A 399-nucleotide genomic window follows, 5' to 3' on the forward strand; every position below is an offset into this window, starting at 1 on the left:
TGTTATGTGTGTTGTTCAAACTGAGCCATATGACGTTTATACTTTTTCTCACGCCACTGCCAAACCACTAAACTGAGTGGAATGGCACCAACCGCACCCCAGAAACCACTAAATAATATTTCTGTAGTTTGCGCCCAACTCCAAGCTATTCCTGACATAAATATTGGATCAATACTTCGCCCGACCATCACGCCTAAAATAGCGGGAAACGAAGTGCGGGCAACAAATCTAAGAATTCCCTTTTTCCGCTCTAGTTTCCAACTGGAGAATTCAATATCAGGGTCTTTCATTATCTCCTCCATGAGACATTCGCTATGAACACATAACGCCGCGTTAAGGGGTGCAGGCACGCAATACAAAAGCTACCGCACAGCGCCGTAATCACTAAACCTAACGCAA

Annotated in this window: 1 protein-coding gene; it reads right to left on the bottom strand. The window is 44.6% G+C overall.

What is annotated here, in order from left to right; genetic code table 11:
* Nucleotides 1-2: 2 nt before the first annotated feature.
* Complete coding sequence (locus tag FC652_RS20280; protein WP_176299922.1) at nt 3-290, bottom strand: hypothetical protein; 288 nt, start codon at nt 288-290, stop codon at nt 3-5.
* Nucleotides 291-399: the final 109 nt, after the last annotated feature.

It is taken from the genome of Vibrio sp. 05-20-BW147, assembly GCF_013369385.1.
In the GTDB taxonomy this organism is placed as follows: Bacteria; Pseudomonadota; Gammaproteobacteria; order Enterobacterales; family Vibrionaceae; genus Vibrio; species Vibrio floridensis.

Coding starts and splice junctions, on each gene's coding strand:
- FC652_RS20280 (WP_176299922.1), bottom strand. CDS start 290: ATGAAAGACCCTGATATTGAATTCTCCAGTTGGAAACTAGAGCGGAAA.